The organism is Paraglaciecola aestuariivivens (genome assembly GCF_052983255.1).
Map to the genome: position 1 here is coordinate 1 of NZ_JBRKBA010000011.1, position 22484 is coordinate 22484.

The window sequence follows — 22484 nt, forward strand, 5'->3', positions numbered from 1 at the left end:
TTGAAAGCAGACGCGAACCTTTGGTGTTGGCTTGCGTTGCTACTTCTAGTTTGAACTCTCTACTGTATGCAGACATAAAACCCCCAGTAATTGGTATGTCCAACTATTGGGGGTCACTTCATACAAGCGGGCTTTTTAATGTCTATTTAGAAAATTAAACTAACTTTCTACGACGTAGACCTAAACCTACTAAACCTAAGCCTAACAAAGCTAGAGCAGAAGGCTCTGGTACTAGACCAACCTCTGCAAGTGAGAAATCATCCCCAGTGCCCAATGAAGTAATGAAAGTAGAGGCACCTGCAACTAAAGCAAAATCGAAGTCGGCATAATCTGGATCAGCCATCATGTCATTAAAATTAGCCATATAAATACCAACAGAAGTAACATTATATGATGCACTAATTTGAGTTCCGTCACTGTCCGTTAGGGTAATTAATATATCAAACCCACCACTTCCATCTATATTTAAAATATCAAAGTAAAATGCATCATATCCAGTAAAATCAAGGGTATTAAACGGTGCTGGAAAGGGTAAAGAGTAATCAATCAATAACGAACCATCTGCCTGAGAATCTTCGTTATAATTTAAATTACCTGCTCCAAACACATTACCATCAACTTTGTCTGCACCAGTGCCACTCAAATAGGTAAGGGTATATACAGCACTTGCACCAGTTTCTATTGAAGTAACAGTATCAGTATCGGTTGCCGGACCTAGACTTGATACTTCAAGATCAAGAGGCGGATCATAATTAAAGCTATCTAATACTAATTTACCTGCATTGGCAGCGCCTAGCGTTAGCATTGATAAAGCACCTATTAATACTTGTAATTTTTTCATCATGTCTTCCTTTTAAAGTATATTTAGAGTTTCAACATAGCTACAGCAAGTGCATTATTTACCCTTTCCTAAGGTTAAATAACGCTGCTAATGTCATCATTTTAAATACTGCATAAATAAGGCCAAAAATATTTTTTGCATATATTTCAAATAGTTAATTTTTTCGATCAAATCAGTGTTTTAGGATTTGTAAAAAATACCGACACTCAAACAAGCAATATCCCTAAGTATCCTAGGCAATATCAAGCTAGGTATAAGGTGAGTATCATGTTCTTTTGTTATTTACAGTAGAGCGTTAAAGCAATTTACGTTAATTCAGGCACAAAAAAGCCCGCTTAACGCGGGCTTCGAAATCGGATTAGTTAATTAAACTAATTTTCTGCGACGTAGACCAAGTCCAACCAAACCCAAGCCTAATAACGCTAGAGCAGAAGGCTCGGGAACTAAACCTACCTCAGCAAGAGAGAAATCATCTCCTGTACCGTCAGACGTAATACTAGTCGACGCTTTAGTTACCAAAGACCAATCAAAATCAGCATAGTCTGGGTCAGACGTCATACTACTAAAAGTGGCCATAAAAGTACCTGGAGTAGTAATAGTATAAGTAGCTGAAATTTCAGTACCATCAGAATCAGTAAGAGTTAACAAGATATCAAAACCACCACTTCCATCAATCGCTAAGATGTCGAAGTAAAAGGCATCATACCCAGTAAAGTCTAAGGTGTTGAATGGAGTAGGCGCGTCAATGGTATATTCAATTAGAAGAGAACCATTAGCTAACGAATCTTCATTGTAGCTCAATACACCAGCGCTAAACACGTTACCATTTACAGCATCTGCACCAGTACCACCTTCAAAGGTAAGAGTGTAGTTAGCTGTTGCACCACTTTCTGCAGAAATAACTGAGTCAGAAGCAGTTGACGCTCCATTACTAGCTACTGTTAAAGCCAAAGATGGATTGTAGTTAAAGCTATCTAACACTAAGGTGCTTGCATTTGATGCACCAAGCGTAAGCATTGATAAAGCACCAAGTAATACTTTTAATTTTTTCATCATCTACTTCCTATAAGCATAATTAGAATTTAAACACTACACAGCTAAAGCATACCTAAACTTGTTTATTATCTATTAACGGCGCTAATGTCTTCTCAAACAATAAAGCACGAACAGTGCCAACTTTTAAAAAACCTTTACAATCAATAACTTAAAATCTCAAAAAATAACAAGCAAATAGCAAATGTAAAAATACCCGACACTTATTTGCCTACATAGCCTCTAACTTTACAGCTATAACAACCTCATATTTCAGACTGCAATCGTTGTATTGCGACTTGAGTAGCAGGATCTTTGGGTTGTAGACTACTTAAGAGCTGGGCTGCTTTATCATGTTCTTTGGCTGCAATTAACGCTTCAGCATATCGAATCGCTAATTCAACATTGGCTTTATCTAAGCTATAAGCTTTGGCATAGACTTGAGCTGCCTTAGAAAACATGCCTGATTTGTGCAAAGTAGTGCCGTAAGTATCTAAAATAGGCTGATAATCGGGTTTTAAAGCCGCAGCACGCTCTGCATACTGTAATGCTCTTTGGTAATTACCTTGGTCTACTAATATATAAGCCAAGTTATTTAATGCTCGAGTATTGTTTGGCTCTACATCCAGTACCAATAAATATTGATCAATAGCCAATTGATAGTTGCCAGACACTATAGCTAATTCTGCAATTTGCACGTCATTTGTAACAGACTCCCCTTGATACTTTTTATGACCTTGCAAAAAGGTTATTGCTTGTGAATATAACTTAAGCTCTTTCAGAGCCTTAGCTACTAAAGTTGCGTTTCGTTGGTTGGTTTTTTGTTCATAAAAGGCTTTCAGTTTAGGTAATGCAGATTTGGCATCACCTTTTTCTAACATAATTTGCCCTCTTAAACCTTGCCCTGCCACGCTATTTCTTACTTCGTCAGAAAGCCCAGAATAGACAGACTCGGCAGCCTTAATATCATTAGTCACTATATAGAAATAGATAGTAAGCAGGGTAAATTGTGGATCATCAGAAAATTTAAGTTTGGCACTTTTTGTGGTTTCTAGTGCATTCTCAAATTGTTTAAACAAATCTTGCAGTGCTATCAAGCGTAAGTAAGCAGATTTGTTATTTGGTTCTTGAGATAACCAAGTTTCGGTAACATTTAAGGCCTTTTCTCTTTGTTTGTTATAATAATAGGCATTGCCTAATACTACCCAATAGGCATCAGGCAGTTTCGCATCAGGCTCTACACTTTCTAACACCCCAATACACTCGCTGTATTTACCTACAGTCAATAATGCTTGCGAAAATAACAATCTAAATTGAAATTTATCATTAGCTCGATTAAACGCCGACTCTATTGGTCTGATGGCTTCTTTGTCATTGCCTAACTCGTGTTGCAATACAAAATGTTTTCTTAAACTTGACGTATGCTCTGGATAAGCCCCAATAATTTTAGCTAAAAAACTAATGGCCAGGGTTTTGTCACCTGCGGCTTCGGCTTTGTCTGCATAATAAGTATTTGCGGCAATATTATTAGGGTCAAAAGACAAAGCTTTATTAAACATTTGTTCGGCTAGTGCGGCTTTTTTCATGTTGTCGTAGCTAATAGCCGCCAGCACATAACCATAAACCTCTTGAGGTTTTTGCTCTATCCATTTCTGACTAAGCTCTAAAGCTTTTTCGTACAAACCATTATTAACGTAAGCTCTTGCTAGAGCTGTGTTTACTAAATCTTGGTCTGGATCTAAAGACAACGCCTGTTCTAAGTCGGCCAATCCATCTATATCATCTAATGACAACCTCAACATACCTTTTTGAGCAATACGTAAAGGGTCGTTAAACTCGATAGTGTCTACTTTGTCTAAAATAGTTCGTAATTGAGAGGTATTACCTTCACGCATTAATTGCGCACTGGCGGCAGACAATAAAATGATGTCATCTTCCGATAGCCCATCCAAGCTAGTTAAAGTTTCTCCAGCATCTACACTATTGCCTAATTTCAATTCTAATATGGCTAACATTTTAAATATCGGATGCCCTGCTGGTAACTGACCTTTAATCGAATTTAAATATTCGTAGGCCAGTTCATGCGAACCTAATTGAAAAGAGCTCACACCCGCTATTATTTTATTTGGTAAATTGGCCGAACCATTATGAATGGCTTTTTCGATATGCAATTTAGCATTTTCAAAATCTTGAGCTTGAAAACGAATCGCTCCTTTCAACTGATTAACAAATGGTTGCTCAGGGTTAACCTGCAATAAAATATCTACTTCTTTTTCAGCTTCTTCGTATTGCTTATTTTTTAAATAGGCATTGGCTAGCAACACTCTAGATTGGTAGGTTTTTGGTAAGAGCGCTTTATATTTTTCGTAACTCTCAACTGCAGCTTGAGTATTATTTGCAGCAGTAGTTAATTGTCCTTTTAATAAATGCGCATCTGCAAAGTCTGGGCGCTCTTTAAGAATTTGTTCAATTTTTTCTAGTGAAGTGTCAATTTGTTTGTTACTAAAATCAACATAAGCATTACCTAATTTACTATATAAAGAGTCCGCATTAATTTCGTTTGCATCGGCAATTGCTCTTTTGGCTTTATAAGGTTGACCTAACTGAAAATGCGCCAAGGCTTTGTATAACAATAACGAGGTCGACACTTCTGGCGCTAAATTTCTCGCATCTTCCACCAGCTTAATAATTTCATTGTGTTTAAATTGCAAACTATACACATTGGCCAAAACAGGTAAGACTTCGTTAGGCTCGTAACCTAAATCTAATGCGCGGGTTAATTCTTTTTCTGCTGCGGCACTACTACCTTGCTGGGCGTACAAATCCCCTAACAAAAAACGTGCGCGAGCATCTCTTGGATTCACTCCTATAGCATTCTTTAATTCTATAATGGCTGTAGCATTATCGTTTTGCTGAATTTGTGCTTCTGCTAATGCAATATATTCTTCAGAAGTTTTCTCTGTACAGCCAGTAATTCCAATTAAAAGGCCAAAAATAAGTGCGGGGTAATACTTTGTCATTATTCTTTCCAAGTTGAATGATTAACTGCTCAATATCTTACCTCTTGAGCCACAAAAAACACTAATCTTTTGTTTAGTGATACTTTTTGTGATTACTATATAGGCAGACCTTAGTTAAATACACTGTACTAAAGTAAGCGGCAATTTTAAATTTACAGGCTTTTTTTATGTGATTTAAACGCACTTTCAGTTAGCCTTAACACACTGAATTATCATTAAATTTATGTTGGAAACTAAACTAGTCGCAAATGGAAAAGCACAACATGCCAACTACAGCATTTAACACTAGCACCTATTATGTGCTCAACGAGCATCTGCCCGAATTGCAGCAAAAGTGGCAGGGGTTACAAGAGCAGGCTCAGCATTCAGCCTTTACTAGTTGGTTTTGGATTAATCAATGGCTGGCTCAAAAAGATTTGTCTGGCCAAAATTGCCTTTGCATCGAAGTCACTTACAATCAAACAACAGTTGGCTTAGCACTATTTGGTATCAAAACCCAGAAAGTCTTGGGTTGTATTAACATATGTCAGTTTTTTTTACACAAAAGTGGGAATAAAAAAGAAGACCAGATCTGGATTGAGCACAATAAGTTTCTTTGCCATAACAACTACCAAGCTCAAGTCACACAACAGATTTGCCAGCAATTAAGTCAAATACGCCCCCTACACGATATTAAAATTGGCTTAAGCTCGCCACGTTTTAATGACAGTTTAAATATTCTGGGGTTTAAACGCCGAACCGAATTAACCTCAACGGGTTATTTGGCTAACTTGGCAGGAATGGACAATCTCGATGACTATTTAGCTAGCCTGTCAAAAAACACTCGCTCACATATAAAACGCGCATTTAAGTTATTAAACCAGCAAAGTCCTATCCATTTAGAGCTAGCCACCAGCACCGACGAAAAAATTCAAACCCTAGCTAACATAGCCGAATTACATCGCAGAAAATGGCGCACTACTGTTTACGGGAGTGGCTTCGACAATCCCATTTTTTATGATTTCCACCAAAACCTCATTACCCAAGATCAAGATAATCAACACTGCCGACTTTATACTTTGTATCAAAACCACAAAGCTTTGGGTTATGTATATTTATTCACCCACCAAGATACCTGGAGCTTTTACCTTTCTGCTTTGCAATTTAACTCAGATAACCGCATTAAAGTTGGCTTAGTTATGCATAGTTTAGTGATTGAACAAGCCATTTTACATGGCGTAAAGGTGTACGACTTTTTGGCTGGAGAAGCCCAATATAAAGCGTCATTGTCAAACGCTTTACCCTATGCACAAAATATCTACGTGTATTATCGACAAACCCCAATATTGAAGTTACGCGAGTTTTTAAGAAAGTGGAAACGCAAACTTCTTGGCAAAATGTTTTCAAATTTATGGATGAAGCTGCATGACTAAGTCTCAATCCAATGTCATGGTGCCAATAACATCCCCACAAGAACAAGGCGCTTATTGTGAGCTTGCGCTTCCTTTTCCACAATCAAAGGTTTTTAGCCTTGATCAGCTCTCAATACAATCTTTGTCTACCGAACAAAAAGTGCAGGCTGTTTGCCAAGTCATAGCCTTATGGTCAGATAACAGCATTAAATGGGCAAAATTTATTTATGTGCCTCTAAACGACACTCAATTAGCGCTAAACATTGCCCCCCACGAGGCGCAACAACAAAACCAGCAGGTGTCACAATTTACACCTCTAGGACGACAATTTAGTTACCCTAACTCTCAGGAGCAAGGCTTAAAATTAGCCCTCGACTTAGACGCACAGCAGCTTAATATTGTTAATCAACAAGCTTTGCAAGTCTTAAGCTTTGGCGCCAATGATATAAAGCTTACTAACCAGTTTAACCACCCGATTGCCGCACATTTTACTCACGCTAGTGTAATGCCCTTAGTCAGTCTAGCGGCTAATCAAACCGATGCCATAGCGTTACAAATAACCGGTAAATTTTTGCATACTCAGGTTGAATTCAGTTTACAGCTCGACTGGCTGGTGCCCTTTGACCTAATTAAATTCGACATGCAAATCCACAACACCAACAGAGCAATACATCAGGGCGGCAAGTGGGATTTAGGTGATGCTGGCTCTTATTATTTTCACGAGTTGAATATAGAGTTTAATACCGCAAGCGACAGTCAAGCCCAGCTAACTAATGTGTTACTCGATCTCAACAACCAAACTCGCATAGAAGGCCAACACTTTGAGTGCCAACAATATGCTAGTGGTGGCGAAAATTGGCAAAGTCCAGTACACGTTAATCAAAATAACCAAGTTGAACTTGAGCAGAATGGCTTCGAAATAAAAGTTGATGGTTTTGATAACAACACACAGGCAATCTCAGGTTTGCGCTGTGAGCCAGTTGTGCAATTAAAAAGCAATATTGCCCTGCGCTTTGATAAGTTTTGGCAAAATTTTCCAAAAAGTCTCAAGGTACATAATCAGCTGGCTGTATGGGGGCTGTTTCCTGCTCGAACTTATCAATACGAATTACAAGGTGGCGAAAAGAAAACCCATTCTATGATGCTGTCGCTCGATAGCAGCCAACAAGGGTTAACAGAATCAAACCTAGTCAGCCGCGCGAGCGTCGATTGGCAGTGGCTTAATCAATGTCATTTGTACCCTTTTATACAAACCAACCCAGCCCAAAGCTGTGCGCTACAACCCATAATAAATTTAGGTTTAGAGCAAAATCACGGTTTTGTGGCTAAGCGCGAAGCACTAGACGAATATGGGTGGCGAAACTTTGGCGAACTCTACGCCGATCATGAAACCGCTGGTTATAGCGGCAAGGATATTTTTGTCTCCCATTACAATAACCAATACGACCCCATTTATGGGTTTTTACGCCAGTATTTACTGAGCGGCGATACCCAGTGGTTTACTTTGGCCGACGACTTAGCAAAACATGTAAAAGATATTGACATCTATCACACCCAGCTAGATAAAAACGAATACAACGGCGGCTTGTTTTGGCACACAGATCACTACTTACAAGCCTATACCTCTAGCCACCGCTCTTATTCTAAGCATCAATCTAGCAATGCTTATCAAGATCATGCAGGTGGCGGCGGCCCAGGAGGTCAGCATTGTTACACTACTGGCCTATACCTACATTATTGTTTAACTGGGCAGCTCAGCTCTAAACAGGCTGTATTAACACTCACCAATTGGATCACCCATGTTTACGAAGGCTCAGGCACATGCCTTGAATTGTTATTGGCCTTTAAAAACCGAAATGTACCAGGCATTAAAAATCACTTTACTGGCCAGTACCCCTTAGATAGAGGCATAGCCAACTATATTAACGCGCTACTCGATAGTTATGCACTCACCCAAAGCCAACATTATTTAGCTCAGGCTGAGCACATTTTGCGGCACACCCTGCATCCAAATGAAGATGTTAGCCTACGCAACTTAGATAATGTTGAAGGCACTTGGTTTTATACCGTTCTGTTACAAGCGCTTTGCCGCTATTTACAAGTAAAAGAACAACAACAAGCTTTTGACCAAGACTTTTACTATTGCCGTGATAGTTTACTCAATTACGCCGACTGGATGCTCGAGCACGAATATCCTTATTTAGAAAAACCCGACATTTTAGAATACCCAAACGAAACTTGGACCGCGCAAGATCTACGTAAAACCCATGTATTAGCAGCGGCTGAATATTACAGCCCAGAGAAAAAAAATCACTATATGCAAAAAGCAGAGTTTTTTCAGCAGTATGTAGCTGATAAGCTAAGCCAAGCACCAACTAAAACCTACACCCGCATTTTAGTGTTATTAATGCAAAACCAAGGTGCCATAGATAGCTTTAAACTAACGACTACAAATACAAATTTAGCACCAAGAAAAACCTGGCCACCCGCCAGTTATCAACAACAAACAGAACGCCAAGGGTTAGTAAAACTATTAACGGCTCGAATTCGCAAATTATCGCCCAAAGCCGAAATCGACTGGATAAAAAGACGTTTAAACTAAGCTCACCATGACAGGAAAAAATTAAAATAATGCAGGTATCTTTTATAATTCCCCACAAGGGAAGATTCGAAATGTTAATTCAAACACTTCAATCTATTAGCCAGCAAACCTGTCACTTGTCCGACCTAGAGGTTATTGTTGTTAGCCAAACCCCCGACATTCAACAGCAAAAGTTGTTAGACAACCCAGATGTTAAACTCAATGTGATTATTCGGCCCACAACAGACACTATTTCAGCGCTGCGCAACTATGGCGTAACTCAGGCTAAGGGAGAGTATCTGGCGTTTTTAGATGCCGATATTGGGCTATCTGCAAACTGGGTAACCCAAATGTTAGCTGAGCTAAATGCAGATCCACAAAGAGTTATTACTAGTGCCATGCAAATTTGTGACGACAAAGCCCCACCCTTAGAACAAATACGCACCAGCTTAAGTAACGCCGAAATCGATACAAACGTGGCTTTTTTACCCGGTAGAAATCTATTTTTAAGCCAAGCAACCTTTGCAAAAATAGGCGGGTTTCCCGAGCATTTAGTAACTTGCGAAGATTATTACTTTACCGACAAGGCCGCTAAATTAGGCAAACTCTACTACACCTCTAAAGCAACCTATGTGCATATAGGTGAAGACAAAGCCTTTGGCGCCATGTTCAAAAAAGAAATCTGGCGTGGGCAATCAAATTTACAATCCATAGCTGGTAGAGCAATTCCATTGCGCGAATGGCCTAGCTTTATTGCACCTTTGGCTATCATGCTGATGTTAATGCTCACCCTAGTATTAGTGCTGTTAGGCGAGCATACCCTAGCCTTATGGGCTTTTTTAGTAGCAGCTCTGCCGCTTTTTGTATACAGTTTGCGTTTGTATATGGTCGCGAAAAAAAGCGTTTCGCTAATACAAATCGTAAAATTTTATATTTTTTACTTTCCGGCCAGAGCCATTGGAACAGTATTAGGTTTGTTTAAATCTATAGGCGTAAAAACACATTAAGGAATTACATGACTCAAACAGTTAATGTGCTGCAGTTTATTTGCTCTACCGGATTTTATGGGGCCGAGCGTTGGGTGTTAGCCCTAGCCAAACATCTGGATCCTAAAAAAGTACGTTGTGATTTAGCCGTCACTATGGAGCCAGGTCAAGCCCCCTTAGAATTAGTAAAAGAATATCAAAAGCTTGATTTACCTTGTCATACCATAAATATGAGCAGCAAGTTTGATTGGTCGGCAGTAACCCAAATGGTAGCCTTAATCAAACAGCACAATATTCATATAGTGCACACACACGGCTATAAATCAGACATCATAGGGGTTATTGCTGCTAAAAAAGCCGGTATTCCTGTGGTAGTTACCCCCCATGGCTTCGAAAACGCCAAAGACATCAAGCTTCGCACTTTTATTTGGTTAGGCTGCCAAGCCATGAAATTCGCCACTAAAGTTGTGCCCTTGTCGCAACAATTGTTACGCGATTGCCAAAGAATGGGGGTAAAAGACGCTAAAACCCTTTATATTCAAAATGGCGTAGATTTATCAGAAGTAGAAGCCACGCCTGTACCTACTCGCGACAAGCCAGAAGAAAAACGCATTGGTTTTGTTGGGCAAATGATCAGCCGTAAAAACATCTACGATATTTTAGATATCTTTGACCAACTCCATGCCCAACACCCTAACACTCGGTTAGTTTTACTAGGTGATGGTGATGCCCGAGCCGAACTAGAGGCCCATGCCCAAACCTTGGCTAGTGTCAGTCATATTGAGTTTTTAGGCTTTAGAGACGACCGACTCTCACTATTAAAATCTTTTGATTTGTTTGTTATGACCTCGACTCTCGAAGGGATTCCACGTTGCTTAATGGAAGCCACAGCCGCCAATATACCTGTTGCTGCCTACAATATTGCCGGCATCGATCAACTTATTGAGCATGAAAAAACTGGGCTATTAGCGCCTTTAGGTCAAAAACAAGAGTTACTAGGTTATTGGCAAAAGCTCTTGTTTGAGCCAGACTACGCAGCCAACTTAGCGGCCAATGCCAAAGATTTTGTCTATCAGCATTATTCAGCCAACAGAATGGCCCAAGAATACAGTGATTTATTCGAAAAACTGGCAACGGAGGCCAAGTGAGCAAAGCAGCAGATAAGCCAGCAATTCTATTTGTTCTAACCATAGACACCGAAGAAGAGTGGGATTGGTCGGGGCCTTTTCCTCAGCAAGTGGCCGAGGTAGACAACATTGCAAAATTACCTGCTTTTCATCAGTTATGCGCCAATTTGGGGATTAAACCCACTTATTTTATTGATTTTGCCGTAGCCAATAATCCACAAGCAGTTGCTCATATGCGCAGCTTTACCGATCAAGGCCAATGCGAAGTCGGGGCGCATTTACATCCTTGGTGTAACCCTCCTTATTTTGGTGAAGTGGGCGAAGCCGAATCTCATGTTATTAATTTACCGGTAGAACAAGTCGAACAAAAACTCCAAGCCCTAGTCACTCAAATAGAAAATAGCTTTGCGGTTAAGCCTAAATCTTTTAGAACAGGCCGTTGGGGAATAGACAGCAAGGTTATGCAATTATTAATAAAAAGCGGCATTAATGTAGACTCAAGCGTGTACCCTTTTTATGCCAACGAATATTTTCATTGTAACGGAGCCCCAACCTTACCCTATTGGCCCGATCTAAATAACCCTTTGCAAGCTGGCTCGCAAAACGACATATACGAATTTCCGGTTACTGTAGGATTTAACCAAGGCAATTTTAATCTGGCCAATAAAATACACACGGCTTTTGCTAAACCGCCTTTAAGTTACACCCGTTTTAATGGCTTTGCTTGGCATACCAAGTTAATCCGTAAAACCTATCTATGCCCAGAATTATCTGCCCCTAGCGACATGCTAACCCTGTGTCACAATGTTATTGAAAAAGGTTACCCAGTGCTGCACATGTACATGCACAGCTCGAGTTTATTCGACAATCAAGAAGGATTATTGGGTTGTCAGAAAAACCCCTTTGACTTTATTAGCGATGCCGTTAGCCAGGTGGTCACTGAATTAAAGCAACACTATACAATAGAGTTTTGCACCATATCTCAAGCGGCAGACTTGCTACAAAAGCGTAATGCAGGTAATTAATGGAACTAAGAACTGTGGTCGCCAGCGACCAGGCACAATGGGACAACTACGTAAGCCAACATCAAGATAGCTCGCCCTATCATAGGTTTGCTTGGTTACAAAGCATAGAACAAGCCTACCAGCATCCAAACAGTAGTGTGATTGCCATAGATCAAGGTGAAGTAGTGGGTGTATTACCTTGTGTTGCAATGCAAAAACCTTGGGCTAAAGTAAGTTATTGTTCATTACCCTACTGCGATCTAGGTCATGCGTTGGCCAACAACCCTAGCATTGTACAAGGTTTACAGCACTTTGCTTTAGCCCAACTGGCGCAGAAAAATGGCCAAAGTTTTGAATACAGAGACACCCATAATCACTTACCAGATGGTGATTTAACTGGGCAAAAAGTGCGCATGTTACTTACTTTGCCCGATACTGCCGACGATCTCATGGCAAGTTTTAAATCAAAGCTACGAAGTCAAATTCGTAAAGCTGAAAAAAACGGCCTGCATTATCAAATTGCCACCAGCCCAGAAAAAATACACGACTTTTACCAAATATTTGCCATTAACATGCGTAAGTTAGGCTCACCTGTTCACAGCAAAGCCTGGTTTGAAGCACTATTAGAACATTACGCAGAGCACATTATTTTATCTGTGGTATACAAAGACAGCACTCCAGTAGGCGCTGGCATTGTGTTATTAAATGGCAAAAAGGCCGCTATTCCGTGGGCCTCTACCGTTGCCCAGTACAATAAGCTAGCCCCCAATATGCTGTTATATTGGTCGCTACTCGAATACGTGATTCAACAGGGTTATAGTGAATTTGACTTTGGTCGCTCAACATATAATGAGGGCACCTATAAGTTTAAACGCCAATGGGGCGCCGAGCCTATGCCATTGGCATGGTCAAACTTAGTTGCAGAGCAACCAGAATTAGATAAAAATACCTCACTCAAGGTCAGTAAAATACGCACCTTAGTGGAAAAGGCATGGGCTAAATTGCCGCTGGGCATTACCACCCATTTAGGCCCCAAAATTCGAAAACATATTAGTCTGTAACACGCTAATTTTCTAAATTAAGCAATAGATGCAAAACAGGAAGTAATAACATGTGTGGCATAGCTGGCTTTACCCACTTTAAAGGAAACATGGGAGACAAGCGCACCCTAAAAGCTATGGGTGACAGTATTTTCCATCGTGGGCCCGATGCTGGCGGCGAGTACCTAGATCAACAGGTAGGCCTAGCTCATAGACGTTTAGCCATTATTGATTTGTCTGAAGCTGGGGTACAACCCATGACGTCACACGATGGCCGCTACATAATAGTGTTTAATGGCGAAATCTATAACTTTCAAAGTTTAAGAGACGAATTAAGCGCCCAAGGTTATCCTTTTAAAACCCATACCGACACTGAAGTCATTTTGGCTCTGTATGCCCAAGAAGGCGAAAAGCTGTTAGACAAAATCAATGGTATGTTTGCTTTTGCACTTTGGGATACCATCAAAGAGTCGCTTTTTATTGCCCGCGATCGCATGGGTAAAAAACCACTTTATTACTTACAAACCGATACCCAGTTTGCCTTTGCCTCAGAAATCAAAGCTATTTTAACCTTGCCTAATGTACCTAAAGACATCAGGCTAGATGCGGTGTACGACTTTTTTGCCTACCAATACGTGCCCGACCCTAAAAGTATTTTCACCCATATTCATAAATTGCCACCCGCGCACTTTATGACGGTCAATGCCCAAGGTATCACGATTAAACAGTACTGGGACGTATCCTTTAAACACACTAGCAATGCCAACGAAAGTGACTTAACTCAACAACTTAGAGAGCTCGCCACCCACTGTACAAAACAGCGCATGGTTAGTGATGTACCTCTAGGGGCATTTTTAAGTGGAGGGGTAGACTCAAGTGGCGTAGTGGCCATGATGGCCAAAAACAGCGACACCCCAGTTAAAACCTGTTCTATTGGTTTTGACGACAAAAAATTCAACGAAACCGAATTTGCCCAAGAAGTCGCAAACAAATACCACACTGAACACCACGAATTTACCGTACACCAAAATGTGGCAGACAACCTCGAAAAAATCGTCAGTTATTTTGACGAACCTTTTGCCGACCCCTCTTTAGTGCCTACATTTTTTGTATCTGAATTGGCTCGCCAACAAGTAACGGTAGCCATAGCAGGCGACGGTGGTGACGAAGTCTTTGCGGGCTACGAAAAATACACCACAGATGCCACCGAAAACCGATTGCGCAATAAGTTTCCTAAAGCCCTACGCAAACACCTGTTTCCCAAGCTTGCAGACTTTTTAGCCCTTAGCAATGCCACTATCTGGCGCAAGGGTAAGTCTTTACTAACAAGCTTAAGTCAAGAGCCAGCTATGGGGTTTTATACCACTAACTCACAAATAGATGATCGCCAATGGCACAAGCTAATTAAACCAGAGATTAAAAACCAACTCGGTGACTACCATCCATCTAAGATCACCATAGACGCCTATAAAAAATCCGATGGCCCCGATCACCTAGCTAAAATTCTGTACACAGACATGAAAACCTATTTACCAGGCGGCATTTTGGTAAAAGTAGACAGAATGAGCATGGCCAACTCCTTAGAAGTTAGAGCCCCACTGCTCGACAAAGAAGTAGTAGAATTTGCCGCCACCCTGCCCTCAGAACTAAAGTTTAAAAACGGCGAGAAAAAGCACATACTCAAAGAAGCCTTTAAACCTATGTTACCCGACGGCATTTTATACCGTAAAAAGATGGGCTTCTCTGTGCCACTGGCCAGTTGGTTTAGACACGAAATTAAAGACTTAGCGCAAAAGCACCTAATAGACCAAGCCGAGGGTCTAAAAAGTCTGTTTAATCACACATACATCCAAACCCTCTGGCAAGAACACCAAGCCAAAGAAGCCGACCACGGCGCATTATTATGGAGTATGTTAATGTTTGAGATGTGGTGGAAGAAGTATGCTCAATAATAGACTTTTTTGGGTAGCTGCATTGTGAGTCATAGACTTCCCTACTTAGACTACTTAAGAAGTATCGCTATATTGATGGTCTTATTATCTCATAGTGTTTTAAGTTACGGCCCAGATTATTGGTTATTTCCACTTCAAACTGGGGGAGTTGGTGTAGACTTATTTTTTGTTCTGTCTGGCTGGCTCATAGGTAATCAATTATTTAAAGAGTTAAAAAAAGATAACACTATAGATTTAAAACGATTTTGGTTAAGAAGGTGGCTCAGAACCCTTCCAGCCTATTATGCAGTGTTATGTTTCAGCATTATTTATTTATACTTAACCTCAAACGATTTTAAATTTCCCTTTAGTTATTTCATCTTCATACAAAACTATCAATTTCCCCTTTCATTTTTCACTATAAGTTGGTCTTTATGCGTTGAAGAGCAGTTTTATTTATTCATAGCGCCTTTTTTACTTTTTAGTAAAACATTAAACAAACATATTAAATTAGGGCTTATTTTAACCTTATTAATATTGCCCTCAATATTTCGATTCTACTATTTATACGGACATATAGACGAAACACATGTAGCCTGGGACTGTTGCATAATGGGCGTGTTGCTAGCTTTTATACGCCATAACTACGAACAAGTTTGGCAAACCTTTACTCAGGCCAATAAAACATTTATCTACTTTAGTGTTTTCTGTTTTTTAACTGTTGTTTTATCAAAATACACCACAGACTTTTGGATCACTACCCCTTCTAGATTTTGGTTGGCAATAATATTTGGCTCTTGGGTTATTTGGGCTAATACGGTAAAAACCCAAACAAGGTTAATAGACAATCCAACCCTAACACAATGGGGTAATTATATTGCCACCCGCTCATACGCTATGTATCTTGTTCATCCAGACGTATTAGCACTTTGCAAAAAGTTTATAAGCCAAGTTCCATTTATTATTTACTTTGCCGTTGCTTTTATTTTAGTCATGTTTGTATCTGAAGTTTTATATCGTTTAGTAGAGCTGCCATTTATGAATGCCCGAGAGCGTTTCTCTGTAACTCGCTCTATTTCTCAACCACAAGTTAGCAATACCAGTCAAAGTTCAACCAATTAATATGAATAAACCATTACAAGAACTAAAACTAAAAATAACTCATATCACATTTGATATGAGGATTGGCGGCACAGAAATGGTAATAAAGAATTTAATTGAAGGTTCGGACTCTAATCTATTTGAAATGTCGATATTTTGTATTGAAGAACCGCTAGGCCCATGGGGAATAGATTTACAAAAAAGTGGCATACCCATTACCAGCAAAGCGCGCAAGTCAGGTTTTGACACCTCTCTAATATCGGCAATTCGCCAACACATAAAAACCAACAACATAGATATAATTCATTGCCATCAATATACCCCTTGGGTGTACGGCGTTTTAGCAGCACTAGGCACTAAAACCAAAGTAATATTTACCGAACATGGGCGCTTTTATCCCGACACTAGCAGTTGGAAACGCAAGCTGATTAACCCTTGGTTAGCAAAAATCACAGATGGTATTACAGCGATATCTCAGGCTACTAAACAGGCTTTAATCGACTTTGAAAATATTAAAGAAAGCGCTATTCAAGTTGTTTATAACGGTATATTTGGCGTAGCAGTCGATCCTACTGTTCGCGATGAACTGGCTATAAAACTTGCTATACCCGATGGCACACTTTGCCTTGGAACAATTGCAAGACTAGACCCAATAAAAAATCATACTATGATGCTAAAAGCTTTTAAACGCGTCTTAGATGCTGGCATAAAGTGTAAACTTTTAATTGTTGGTGATGGCGAGCAAATGCCAGTGTTATTAACTTTAATAGATGAATTAAATATTAAGGATCAGGTTATTTTAACTGGGTATGAACCAAGCCCACAAAATCACTTAGCATTGATGGATATTTTCTTATTGCCTTCTTTGAGTGAAGGAACATCAATGACACTGCTAGAAGCAATGTCTATTGGCAAGCCTTGCATAGTCACGCATGCTGGAGGCAACCCAGAAATAGTTCTACATCAAGTAACCGGCATAGTGACACCTAATAATGACGAAACTGCATTTGTAAAAGCAATTGTAGAGCTTGCTAACAACTTCAAACTACAAGAACAATTTTCTCGTGCAGCAAAATTACGATTTGAGCAAGGCTTTAGTATTCCCAATATGGCTAAAGCATATCAATCTATTTACCTAAATACTTTACCTAAAAGTAACGGTTTAAAAATTCAAAATAATGGGTGAGCAGTAATGAAAGCATTGCTAAAAGCTAAGGCTATTAAAATATTTTCTAAGTTTATAAGTCAAGATGAAATACAGAAAAGACTAGAAGATAAAATACAATGCGCTAGTCAAACTTTGCCAGATCTTAATAATCTAAAATCACCTTACTCTACAGCAGGTTTTAGTCAGGCTACATCTACGTCAGAGCGCGATGACATTGTTTTTATTACTAGCAGATTTCGCAGTGGTTCCACTTTGTTATGGAATCTTTTTAGGCAAACAAATGACTGTACATCTTATTACGAACCTTTTAATGAAAGACAATGGTTTAACCCTAATTTAAGAGGAAACACTGTAGATAATACTCATAGAGGAGTTGATGATTATTCAGCAGAATACGATGGGCTAGAATTCCTTGAGTCACTTTATAACGAAAGCTGGATCAACAAAAACCTCTTAATGACCCAAGCAAGTTGGGCTCCCAACATGAAAGCTTATATCGAAAAGTTGATTGAGCATGCTAAAGGCCGCCCAGTTTTACAGTTTAATCGCATTGACTTTAGGCTACCTTGGATAAAAACCCATTTTCCAAATGCAAAAATCATTCATTTATATCGGCACCCAAGGGATCAATGGTGTTCATTTTTAACTGATAAAAAGTTGATGAATAAAAACGATGTAGCGCAAACTTATCGCGATGCATTTTACCTAGATGTGTGGTGCAACGATTTAGCGCAACAATACCCTGTATTGGATAAACGCCACACCCCTCACCCATACCAACGATTCTATTATCTATGGAAATTGTCTTATTTGCATGGAGTGAAATATTCAGACCATAATTTGAGTTTTGAACAATTAACGCAAAAGCCTAAAGAGGAAATTAGCAACCTATACAATCTATTGGATTTGCCTAAAGAGCAAATAGAATCCCTTTGCAGCGTAATTCAACCGCCTCAAACAGACCAATGGAAACAGTATGCTGATGAAAACTGGTTTAGCGTACTAGAAGCAGAGTGCGAAAAAAACCTAACTATTTATTTAAACAATTTATTTGCTTCAAAAAGCGTGAATTGAAGTGTCTAGTATTCGAAAAGCCATATTATTTTCTGCAGGCTCTCAATATTTAATTAAATTTATCGGCTTTTTATCTGTAATCATATTTGCAAGAATTATGACGCCAGAAGAGCTTGGTATATTCGCAATAGCATCTTCTGTGGTTATGCTTGCAACCGAATTTCGATTGTTGGGTACAACCAACTATTTAATTCGCCAAGAAGTAATTAATAAAGAACTAATTCAATCCGGTGTAGGGCTTACAGTAATTATTTGCTGGTCACTCGGTGCAGTAGTTTTTGTAACCGCTTCAACAATAGGCGACTTTTATAAAATTTCAGCTTTAAACGACATATTTAAAATACTTTCGATAAGTTTCTTTTTTGCCCCATTTATTAGCGTAACAAGCGCTCTCCTCACTCGAGAAATGAAGTTCGCAGAGTTAATGTATGTAAATATAACAGCGCAAGGATTAAAACTAATTTTTAGTATTGGTTTAGTGTTAGCTGGCTACAGCTTTTACGGCCTAGCTTGGGGTGTTGTATTAGGCACTATTGTTGAGCTAATTTGCCTTTATTATTTCAAACCAGAGATCGTAAGTTGGCTTCCAAGATTTAAAGGACTTAAGCCAATTGCAAAATTTGGTATTGTTATTTCAATCAATAATATAATGGCTCGCTTCGAAACCGCTGCGCCAGACATAATCATAGGTAAAGTAGGAACCCCAGTAGACGTAGCTATTTACTCACGAGGAATGGGTTTTTTAACTTTTATTAGTGAAATAATAAGTTCAGGCGTTATCCAAGTTGCACTACCACATTTATCTAAAGTCAAAAGAGAAAAGGGGAATTTAAGTAAAGCATATGTTAAAGCAACACTTTTACTTGGTTCTGTAGTCTGGCCTGTGTTAGCCGTAGCGGGTATAGCCAGTACTCCCGCAATTTTATTAATGTTTGGCGACCAATGGACCGCAGCTATTCCGATTGTGACTATTTTAACAGGCTGGGCAATATTTAAGTCGATTCATAGTTTAAGCACCAATTTATTATATTCCTCCGGGCATGAATCTTTATTACTTCTAAAGCAGTTTATAATGTTCATAGCCACTATTATTACTTTGTTATTTTCCGTCCGTTTTGGACTAGAAATTTTATCATGGGGAATGGTTGGGATTGGTATTTTTGAATATGTTTTATGTTCGATTGTCCTTAAAAAGGCAATTAACCTATCCCCTTGGAGGTTTATAAAAGCTATGACTCCAAACCTTTTACTAATTAGCAGTTGTAGTATTGCCGCTTACCTCATAAACCTAGGAATAAACTTTAACCAAGCACCACCCATTCATAGTTTCGCACTATTAGCAGCTATTATGCCTATAATTTGGTTGATAACCGTGTGGTTAATTAAACATCCTATTTACTTTGAAATAATGCCTATACTTCAGTCAATTTTTGCAAAAAAAAAGAGAAATAAAAACAATTCATAAACAAGAATATTTTGCTTATTTCTTTTCTATAACCTCAAATGAATTAAGGCTCTTACTCGTAAAGTGCTTTAATACATAGATATTGTAGGCACAGGCTGAGTACAATACACACCAGTACAAAACATCGGCTCTTAAGCGGTTAATAAAGGTCATAGAAATAATAAATGCAATTAAAGCAGCTTCTATTGCCCTAACTTTAAAAAATTCGTCTATTTGGTTTTTGTCTTTTAATACTTTTCGAGTCTTTGACATAGTTGAAAAGCAAGAAATCATCATAGCTATAAATGCTATAAATCCGAGATACCCAAGTTCAGACAGGGCTTCAAACCAGGTTGAATGCACTGCCCTATTTCTGGACCTCCCAGTATTAATATTCTCGTCAATATATTGAGGGGCAAAAAACTGGAACCCAGCAACTCCAACTCCCATTGGATGATCTTTCGCCATATCCCATGCCGCCATCCAAAAAACAGTTCTTGTGGCTCCTGTTTCTTTGTCTTCAGAAACCTCCTGTTTAGTAATTGTCGCCATTCGCTCAATAAAACTAGAGTCAACCAACACAGAAGCACCAAGTAGCCCACAAACAACTAAAACTATTACTGTAGCCTTTTGGTTTTTTCTTTGAAATTTAGAAAAGTACATGTGAAAAACAAAATACGCCATTGATACAGCAACGCCTAAAAAAGCACCTCTACTATTAATCAATACAATTGCGTTAGCTATAAACACTCCGGCAATTGCTAATGCCGCTTTAGCAAGCTTATTCTCTGTAGCCCAAAAATAATAAAAAGCTAACACTAAAGACGGGGCTATTGACGCTGCGGTACCGTTAGCATCAGGGGAATCAACAGCACCAATACCTTCTACTCGATCACCAGCATTTCGCCCCAGTTGATAGGCCATAAATGATATATACCAACTTCCAAAGATATACCCCCATATCGCAATGTTCAGTTCACGATCGCCAAGTACTAGTTTATAGGCAATTGACATTATGATGACCAATTTTAAAAAGTTTGTTAATGCCTCGTTGTGTATAGTTGGATAAACAGCATAGAAAGATGTCACACCAAACAAAATTAGAATGACAAATAACCATCTAAATTGCGGAACAGCAAATAGCTTATTTTGAAACGAGTCTTTAAAACAAATAAGAAGGCCTAATGCCATTAAAACAACGGTATAAAAAGAGTAAGGTAGATTTGGCACCATATCCCCCCACCAACGATTTTGTGGGTAAAAGAAATAAACGACTTGATAAAGTGCAAATGCAAAAATCGGGGTGGATGCAAATGTAAGAATTGCACCACCTAAAAATGTTGATAAAAACATTAAAACATTAAGCAATGAAAGTCCTTTATAATTAAAAATGAATACAATAGAAAGCTAACACCCAATTTTTTTACTTGGTAAACTAAAGGTGTTTAAGGCTAATATTTACAAAGCATAACTCAAACATAAAAGCTCTGGAACTATAAAATGTTATTAATAAAAGTAGTGGTAATGGTATGAAGAAAATTGCATTAGTATTTTTCTTTTTGTTGGGCTACCTCCCCATTTCAGATTCAAAAGAATCAAGTCAAGATTTGTTCCCTAGCCACTCTGAGTTTAATTTCGAATATAAAGGCGCTTTTAAGTTTTCAACTAAACCATTCGGAAGCTCTAGAATGCCATATGCAAATGGTACTTTTGCTATTAACCCAAATGGACAAACTCTTTTTGCTGTCGGACACAACCAACACCAATCTATTGCAGAATTTGAGATCCCAGAATTACGAAAATCAAACAACACTAAAGATTTATTAATAGCTAAGAATATTCAACCCTTTACTTCATTTTTAAGAAATAGTAATCGCTTAAACAATCCAGAAAAGTTAGACCGAATCTCTGGAATGGAAGTAATCGAAGGCGAATTATTTGTAAATGCAGTAGAGTTTTATGATGCTCCGGCAAATAACAAAAATACTACTTTCATAATCAGAGACATTAATAGCTTAGCTAATTCGAAAGTAGATGGCTTTTTTTCTATGAAGGGGGCAGCTCATTCTGCAGGTTGGATTAGTAAACTACCGCCCAAATGGCGTAAAACTTTCTCTGCTAGTTTTCTAAATGGTTATGCAGGCAATTACGCTATTAACTCAAGACTAAGCATGGGACCAACTGCATTTGTATCTTACATAGATGCGTTTGCTGGTATTGATGAATCCAATGGTTTAATTCCAACACGAAAGCTAATGGACTTTTCGATAAAAAATCCAATGGTCAAAGATTTATATAATAAGTCGGGAAACAATAAAATTTGGACGGAAGTATCTAATGCCTATTATGGATTTATCGTACCTGAAACAGACTTATATTTAGTTATTGGCAACTCTGGTGGTCACGAAAGTAAAATCGGATACAAAGCCAAACAAACCAATGGAAAAACATGTGCTGGCCCATGTGCGTATGATCCTAATGACTACTACAACTTTTTTTGGATATTCGATGTAAATGATTTCATTCGCGTACAAGAAGGTAAAAAGAAGCCATACGAATTACTACCTAAAACCTATGGTAAATTATCTTTACCATTCGCACCAAAAAACAACACAGATAACATTATAGGCGCAGACTTTGATGAGAAAAGAAACCTCTTATACTTATTACTCAAAGAAGCCGATCGTTCACAAAGTCAATTTGAATTAGCGCCAGTAATGTTGGTTTATAAGCTAAAAACTTAA

At 38.8% G+C, this 22484-nt stretch carries 16 protein-coding genes; 12 read left to right on the forward strand and 4 right to left on the reverse strand.

The genetic code is table 11. The annotated features are described in order from the left end of the window. Positions 1 to 154: 154 nt before the first annotated feature. The 3 genes from ACVCDT_RS14230 to prsT form a co-directional block, all read right to left on the reverse strand. Positions 155 to 844, reverse strand: coding sequence for a PEP-CTERM sorting domain-containing protein (locus ACVCDT_RS14230; protein WP_447133456.1), 690 nt, complete (start codon positions 842 to 844; stop codon positions 155 to 157). Positions 845 to 1207: 363 nt separating this feature from the next. Further along, positions 1208 to 1897, reverse strand: coding sequence for a PEP-CTERM sorting domain-containing protein (locus ACVCDT_RS14235; RefSeq protein ID WP_447133457.1), 690 nt, complete (start codon positions 1895 to 1897; stop codon positions 1208 to 1210). Between the two features lie 242 nt (positions 1898 to 2139). Next, complete coding sequence (prsT, locus tag ACVCDT_RS14240) at positions 2140 to 4893, reverse strand: XrtA/PEP-CTERM system TPR-repeat protein PrsT (protein WP_447133458.1); 2754 nt, start codon at positions 4891 to 4893, stop codon at positions 2140 to 2142. A 263-nt stretch (positions 4894 to 5156) separates the two neighbouring features. On the opposite strand from prsT, the gene ACVCDT_RS14245 reads away from it, so the two are divergent. From ACVCDT_RS14245 to ACVCDT_RS14295, 11 genes are read left to right on the forward strand one after another with little or no spacing between them, the layout of a single operon-like run. Beyond that, complete coding sequence (locus tag ACVCDT_RS14245) at positions 5157 to 6305, forward strand: GNAT family N-acetyltransferase (RefSeq protein ID WP_447133459.1); 1149 nt, start codon at positions 5157 to 5159, stop codon at positions 6303 to 6305. Beyond that, on the forward strand, positions 6298 to 8886 hold the full coding sequence (locus tag ACVCDT_RS14250; RefSeq protein WP_447133460.1) for a hypothetical protein: 2589 nt from the start codon (positions 6298 to 6300) through the stop codon (positions 8884 to 8886). The genes ACVCDT_RS14245 and ACVCDT_RS14250 overlap by 8 nt, the downstream gene beginning before the upstream one ends. 29 nt (positions 8887 to 8915) lie before the next feature. Further along, on the forward strand, positions 8916 to 9872 hold the full coding sequence (locus ACVCDT_RS14255; RefSeq protein WP_447133461.1) for a glycosyltransferase family 2 protein: 957 nt from the start codon (positions 8916 to 8918) through the stop codon (positions 9870 to 9872). A gap of 8 nt (positions 9873 to 9880) precedes the next feature. After that, positions 9881 to 10999, forward strand: a complete 1119-nt coding sequence (locus tag ACVCDT_RS14260; protein WP_447133462.1) for a glycosyltransferase — start codon at positions 9881 to 9883, stop codon at positions 10997 to 10999. Beyond that, entirely contained in the window at positions 10996 to 12003 is a 1008-nt protein-coding gene (locus ACVCDT_RS14265) for a polysaccharide deacetylase family protein (RefSeq protein ID WP_447133463.1), read from the forward strand. Before ACVCDT_RS14260 ends, ACVCDT_RS14265 begins: the two co-directional genes overlap by 4 nt. Continuing rightward, positions 12003 to 13043 carry a FemAB family XrtA/PEP-CTERM system-associated protein gene (locus ACVCDT_RS14270; protein WP_447133464.1) on the forward strand — a complete coding sequence of 347 codons (1041 nt, stop codon included), beginning with the start codon at positions 12003 to 12005 and terminating at the stop codon, positions 13041 to 13043. The genes ACVCDT_RS14265 and ACVCDT_RS14270 overlap by 1 nt, the downstream gene beginning before the upstream one ends. Before the next feature lie 50 nt (positions 13044 to 13093). Continuing rightward, the gene (asnB, locus tag ACVCDT_RS14275; protein ID WP_447133465.1) at positions 13094 to 14974 is read left to right on the forward strand and encodes an asparagine synthase (glutamine-hydrolyzing); all 1881 of its coding nucleotides are present in this window, start codon (positions 13094 to 13096) and stop codon (positions 14972 to 14974) included. Positions 14975 to 14998: 24 nt separating this feature from the next. Next, positions 14999 to 16075, forward strand: a complete 1077-nt coding sequence (locus tag ACVCDT_RS14280; protein WP_447133466.1) for an acyltransferase family protein — start codon at positions 14999 to 15001, stop codon at positions 16073 to 16075. A 1-nt stretch (position 16076) separates the two neighbouring features. Beyond that, entirely contained in the window at positions 16077 to 17240 is a 1164-nt protein-coding gene (locus ACVCDT_RS14285; RefSeq protein WP_447133467.1) for a glycosyltransferase, read from the forward strand. A 6-nt stretch (positions 17241 to 17246) separates the two neighbouring features. Continuing rightward, positions 17247 to 18296: a sulfotransferase family protein gene (locus tag ACVCDT_RS14290; protein WP_447133468.1), complete on the forward strand. Its 1050-nt coding sequence runs from the start codon at positions 17247 to 17249 to the stop codon at positions 18294 to 18296. 1 nt (position 18297) lies between these two features. Further along, positions 18298 to 19761 (forward strand): lipopolysaccharide biosynthesis protein, encoded by a 1464-nt coding sequence (locus ACVCDT_RS14295; RefSeq protein ID WP_447133469.1) that lies wholly within the window; start codon positions 18298 to 18300, stop codon positions 19759 to 19761. A gap of 15 nt (positions 19762 to 19776) precedes the next feature. On the opposite strand, the gene ACVCDT_RS14300 is transcribed toward ACVCDT_RS14295, so the two are convergent. Next, positions 19777 to 21108, reverse strand: a complete 1332-nt coding sequence (locus ACVCDT_RS14300) for an O-antigen ligase family protein (protein ID WP_447133470.1) — start codon at positions 21106 to 21108, stop codon at positions 19777 to 19779. Between the two features lie 161 nt (positions 21109 to 21269). Between ACVCDT_RS14300 and ACVCDT_RS14305 the strand changes: the two genes are divergently transcribed. Further along, the gene (locus ACVCDT_RS14305) at positions 21270 to 22484 is read left to right on the forward strand and encodes a hypothetical protein (protein WP_447133471.1); all 1215 of its coding nucleotides are present in this window, start codon (positions 21270 to 21272) and stop codon (positions 22482 to 22484) included.

Excerpts from the sequence above, each read along its gene's own strand:
- ACVCDT_RS14285 (WP_447133467.1), top strand. The coding sequence starts at position 16,077 with ATGAATAAACCATTACAAGAACTAAAACTAAAAATAACTCATATCACA.
- ACVCDT_RS14245 (WP_447133459.1), top strand. The coding sequence starts at position 5,157 with ATGCCAACTACAGCATTTAACACTAGCACCTATTATGTGCTCAACGAG.
- ACVCDT_RS14255 (WP_447133461.1), top strand. The coding sequence starts at position 8,916 with ATGCAGGTATCTTTTATAATTCCCCACAAGGGAAGATTCGAAATGTTA.
- asnB (WP_447133465.1), top strand. The coding sequence starts at position 13,094 with ATGTGTGGCATAGCTGGCTTTACCCACTTTAAAGGAAACATGGGAGAC.
- ACVCDT_RS14270 (WP_447133464.1), top strand. The coding sequence starts at position 12,003 with ATGGAACTAAGAACTGTGGTCGCCAGCGACCAGGCACAATGGGACAAC.
- ACVCDT_RS14230 (WP_447133456.1), bottom strand. The coding sequence starts at position 844 with ATGATGAAAAAATTACAAGTATTAATAGGTGCTTTATCAATGCTAACG.
- prsT (WP_447133458.1), bottom strand. The coding sequence starts at position 4,893 with ATGACAAAGTATTACCCCGCACTTATTTTTGGCCTTTTAATTGGAATT.
- ACVCDT_RS14305 (WP_447133471.1), top strand. The coding sequence starts at position 21,270 with ATGAAGAAAATTGCATTAGTATTTTTCTTTTTGTTGGGCTACCTCCCC.
- ACVCDT_RS14250 (WP_447133460.1), top strand. The coding sequence starts at position 6,298 with ATGACTAAGTCTCAATCCAATGTCATGGTGCCAATAACATCCCCACAA.
- ACVCDT_RS14235 (WP_447133457.1), bottom strand. The coding sequence starts at position 1,897 with ATGATGAAAAAATTAAAAGTATTACTTGGTGCTTTATCAATGCTTACG.
- ACVCDT_RS14260 (WP_447133462.1), top strand. The coding sequence starts at position 9,881 with ATGACTCAAACAGTTAATGTGCTGCAGTTTATTTGCTCTACCGGATTT.
- ACVCDT_RS14290 (WP_447133468.1), top strand. The coding sequence starts at position 17,247 with ATGAAAGCATTGCTAAAAGCTAAGGCTATTAAAATATTTTCTAAGTTT.